3 protein-coding genes are annotated in these 3,130 nt (G+C 65.7%); 2 read left to right on the top strand and 1 reads right to left on the bottom strand.

All coding sequences use genetic code 11. The features are described from left to right. Positions 1-1,240, top strand: a 1,240-nt coding sequence (locus ACEN88_RS27905; RefSeq protein ID WP_413344877.1) for an ammonium transporter, incomplete at its 5' end; no start/stop codon positions are given. A 139-nt stretch (positions 1,241-1,379) separates the two neighbouring features. Next, positions 1,380-2,681, top strand: a complete 1,302-nt coding sequence (gene gshA, locus ACEN88_RS27910) for a glutamate--cysteine ligase (RefSeq protein WP_036235279.1) — start codon at positions 1,380-1,382, stop codon at positions 2,679-2,681. Here gshA and ACEN88_RS27915 read toward each other — a convergent pair. Continuing rightward, the coding region (locus ACEN88_RS27915; protein ID WP_413344881.1) for a class I SAM-dependent methyltransferase at positions 2,678-3,130 on the bottom strand (453 nt) is incomplete at its 5' end. The genes gshA and ACEN88_RS27915 overlap by 4 nt on opposite strands.

Raw genomic sequence — 3,130 nt, forward strand, 5'->3', positions numbered from 1 at the left:
CGGCGGCCTGGTCCGTTCCAAGAACATGCTGTCCGTGCTGCTGCAGGTGTTCATGATCTTCGCGGTCATCATCGTCCTGTGGTGCATCTACGGCTACTCGCTGGCGTTCACCGAGAAGACCGCGTTCATCGGCGGCTTCGACCGCCTGTTCCTGAACGGGATCTGGGATCCGGTCAAGGGAGCGTTCTCGACCGCAGCCACGTTCAGCAAGGGCGTCGTCATCCCCGAGTTCGTCTTCGTGGCGTTCCAGGGCACGTTCGCGGCCATCACCTGCGGCCTGATCGTCGGCGCCTTCGCCGAGCGCGTCCGCTTCTCCGCGGTGCTGCTGTTCGTCGTGCTGTGGTTCACGTTCGGCTACCTGCCGGTCGCCCACATGGTCTGGTTCTGGACCGGTCCGGATGCCATCACCGCCGCGACCCTCGACGCCGAGACCGCCAAGGCCGGCTGGCTGTGGCAGAAGGGCGCCCTCGACTTCGCGGGCGGCACCGTGGTGCACATCAATGCCGCTATCGCCGGCCTCGTCGGTGCGATCCTGATCGGCAAGCGCGTCGGCTACGGCCGTGAATCGATGGCCCCGCACTCGCTGACCATGACCATGATCGGCGCCTCGCTGCTGTGGGTGGGCTGGTTCGGCTTCAACGCCGGTTCGGCACTGGAAGCGGGCGACGTCGCCGCGCTGGCCTTCGTCAACACCCTGCTGGCCACCGCCGCCGCCACCGTGTCGTGGGTCTTCGGCGAGTGGATCACCAAGGGCAAGCCGTCGATGCTGGGTGGCGCCTCGGGTGCCGTCGCCGGCCTCGTCGCCATCACCCCGGCCTGCGGCTTCGTCGGTCCGATGGGCGGCCTGGTCATCGGTCTCGTCGCCGGCATCGTCTGCCTGTGGGGCGTGAACGGCCTGAAGCGCATGATCGGCGCCGACGACTCGCTGGACGTGTTCGGCGTCCACGGCGTGGGCGGTATCCTGGGCGCGCTGCTGACCGGCGTGTTCGCGGCACCGCAACTGGGCGGCCAGGGCATCTTCGACTACGTCACCAACAAGATGTCCGCCGACCCGTACTCGATCGGCCACCAGGTCCTCGTGCAGGCGGAAGCCGTCGGCACCACCATCGTGTGGTCGGCCGTCGTCTCGTTCATCGCCTACAAGATCGTCGACGTCGTCGTCGGCCTGCGTGTCCCGGAGGAAGAGGAACGCGAAGGCCTGGACATCACGAGCCACGGCGAGCAGGCTTATCACTCCTGATTGTCAGGCTAGCAATATGCGAAAGCGCCCTCCGGGGCGCTTTTTTTATTTCTAAAGTGCATAAAGGTCTTTAAAAAACGTTCTAACACCCCAATCTCGGCTTACCATATCGCCAAGAAGCCCGAAGGACGTCATTTTTATGGTTCCCCACCTCGCCACCGCCGTGACCGGTCCCCTGCTGGACCTGGAAAAGAAGATCCTCGAAGCCACGCCCGCCATCGAACGCTGGTTCCGCCTCGAGTGGCAGGAGCACACGCCGCCGTTCTATTGCTCGGTGGACCTGCGCAATGCCGGCTACAAGCTGGCGCCGGTGGACACGAACCTCTTCCCGGGCGGCTTCAACAACCTGTCGACGGAGATGCTGCCGCTGACGGTACAGGCCGCCATGGCCGCGATCGACAAGTATTGCCCGGACGCCCGCAACCTGCTCCTGATCCCGGAAAGCCATACGCGCAATCCCTATTATCTGCAGAACGTGCAGCGCCTGATGCAGATCTTCCGCCAGACGGGCCTGCACGTGCGCCTGGGCTCGCTGTCGCCCGAGGTGACGGAGCCGACGCCGCTCGCGCTCCCGGACGGCAACATGCTGGTTGTGGAACCGCTCGTGCGCTCGCCCAACGGCCGCCGCGTCGGCCTGGCCGACTTCGATCCGTGCACGATCCTGCTGAACAACGACCTGTCCGCCGGCATCCCGAGCATCCTGGAAAACGTCCACGAGCAGTCGCTGCTGCCGCCGCTGCACGCCGGCTGGGCCGTACGCCGCAAGAGCAACCACTTCAAGGCGTTCGACGAGGTCGCCAAGAAGTTCGGCAAGCTGATCGACATCGACCCGTGGCTCGTGAACCCGCTGCACAGCAAATGCGGCGAGGTCGATTTCCAGGAAGACGTGGGCATGGAATGCCTGGCCGATAACGTGTCGGCGCTGCTGTCGAAGATCAAGAAGAAGTACAAGGAATACGGGATGAAGGACCAGAAACCCTTCGTCATCGTCAAGCCGGATGCCGGCACGTACGGCATGGGCATCATGACCGTCAAGGATGCGAGCGAGGTCAAGGACCTGAACCGCAAGCAGCGCAACAAGATGTCGGTCATCAAGGATGGCGTCACCGTCACCGACGTGATGATCCAGGAAGGCGTGCCCACGTTCGAGTCGATCAACGACGCGGTGGCGGAGCCGGTCGTGTACATGATCGACCGCTACGTCGTCGGCGGCTTCTACCGCGTGCATGCCGAGCGCGGCGTCGACCAGAACCTGAACGCGCCGGGCTCGCAATACGTGCCGCTCGCGTTCGCGCAGCAGCATGCCGTGCCGGACCTGAAGGCCAAGCCGGGCACCGCCGCGCCGAACCGGTTCTATGTGTACGGCGTGGTGGCGCGTCTTGCGTTGCTGGCGGCGTCGCTGGAGCTGGAGCGGACCGACCCGGATCCGGAGATTTATTAATCCATCCGATCCGTCTCCGGCTTGCGCGCCATGTAGATGAAGTGGGAGCGCAGCGGCGGCAGCACCGTCGCCAGCGCTTCCGGAATCAGCCAGGGCAGGGCGGCCAGGGGGCGGCCCAGCGCCGGAGCGAGTACCAGCGTGCGGTAGTGGCGGCTGGCGGCGGGCCAGAAGCGCAGCAGTTCGACGTCCGTCACCTTGCGCACGTGGGCGTTGCGCGCGCTGCCGTAGCGACAATCGAAGATCATCGTCCAGCCGCCCGGACGCAGCACGCGCCACATTTCGGCGGCCAGGCCCCGCCGCAGGTCTTCGTCCAGGAGCGCCGAAAACACCGAGTGCGCGCTCACGAGGTCCATGCTCGCGTCGGGAAAGATGTCGAGCTGGCCCAGGTGCCAGCGCACGCCGGGCGCCGTGCGGGCCCGGGCCTGCTCCAGGCGGTCGGGCTGCAGCTC

The organism is Massilia sp. CT11-108, assembly GCF_047302915.1.
GTDB classification, from domain to species: domain Bacteria; phylum Pseudomonadota; class Gammaproteobacteria; order Burkholderiales; family Burkholderiaceae_D; genus Telluria; species Telluria orientalis.